Genomic DNA, 1,629 nt, shown 5'->3' on the forward strand with positions numbered 1-1,629 from the left:
CTCAGGTATATTAGAGAGGTGAAAGGTGTTTTTTATACCTATAGATTACTAATATAGCTAAAGGAAACCTCCTTATCTTTTAAGTCATTAACAAAAGGGCGCTATGTATTTTTGAGAAGCTGCATAAAAACAAAACCCAGCACTTTCTTATAAGTGCTGGGCTTCTGCTTTATCTATTTTCGCGTATATCTTTTTCAATTTTCCGCAATGCTTTTTTTGATCCTCGCTGCAGATCATGCTGCTCTTTTCGATCTTTATAGCTAATAAATAACGAATCGAGGTCATAGCCTTCGGGATATAATTCAGCAGCTTTGATTTCAAGAGCTACTCGCTTAATGTTTACTTCAATTAACTCATTCTGATAGAGTACGACTATATTGTTTGTGTTGTCTTTAGACTTATACACAATCGCATGATTTTCATAATCTAACAGTTTGACTCGATCTCCCATTTGGTATTCAACACGGTCTTTTTTCTTTTCCTTCAAAATAGTTGGTTTTTTTATTTTATTTTCTCTGACGACTTCTGTATCATACGATTTGCTTTGCATATAGAACTTTGCTTTTTGTAAAATCTCTTCTTCTACCTTCATCTTCTTTGAAATCCAAAGCGCATTGCTTTCTCCAGATGTGCCAATTAACAGCTGATACAGCGGTTCTAATGTTTTACTGTTGAACTGCATGGCGGCATTCATAAAGTCAGGATGAATTTCTGAGAAACGCTTAATTTCTCCGTAATGCGTAGTCGCGACCGTTATGCAGCCCATATGATAAAACTTTTCTAAGATTGCAATCGCAAGTGCAGCTCCCTCATTCGGTTCGGTGCCGCTGCCAATTTCATCGAATAGGAGCAGCGTATTGTTCGTTGCTTTTTGCAAAATAGCCGATATATTTTTCATGTGTGAGGAAAAGGTGCTCAGCGCATTTTCAATACTTTGGTTGTCGCCGATATCGACAAAAACATGTTCAAACAATGCAATTTCTGTTCCTTCATCAGCTGTAATATGAAATCCTAACATTGTAGCGAGTGTCAGTAGCCCAATCGTTTTTAAGACAACGGTTTTTCCTCCTGCGTTAGGTCCGGTAATAATTAAGCTTCGATAATTCTCGCCAATTTCGAAGTGAAGCGGAACAATTTTACCAGTTAATAGCGGGTGATATGCGCCTTTTAAATGAATATATCCATAATCATTAATTTTAGGTTCGATTCCGTCTGCCTGTTTACTGTATTTTGCTTTGGCAAACACCATGTCGTATTGGCTAATTAGCTCTAAATTAATATGAATATCAGCTAGCTTCTCTAACACTAAACCTGTTAAAAACGCTAAAATTTGATATTCTTCTACCTCTTCTTCTGCTTTCAAAATCGCTAGTTCCGCATTCAGCTTTGTAATAGATGCCGGCTCTATGAACACTGTCGACCCTTTAGAAGATGTTTCAACAATCGTTCCTCCAACATGATTTTTATAGGATGCCTTGATCGGAATCGTATAGCGGTCTCCTTTTTTACTGATGAAGAAGTCTTGAATATACTCTTTGTTTTTCCCGTTTCGTAAAAATTTCGCAAGCTGTTCTGAAATCTTCGCTTCCGTTCCTTCTATATGTCTTCTGATACGCTTGAGCTCTTTGC

At 37.3% G+C, this 1,629-nt stretch carries 1 protein-coding gene; it reads right to left on the reverse strand.

The window, feature by feature from the left end:
- Positions 1–169 precede the first annotated feature (169 nt).
- Positions 170–1,629, reverse strand: a 1,460-nt coding sequence (locus AC1DRF_RS26835) for an endonuclease MutS2 (protein ID WP_477742171.1), incomplete at its 5' end; no start/stop codon positions are given.

This window comes from Priestia sp. P5_B4 (genome assembly GCF_056400385.1).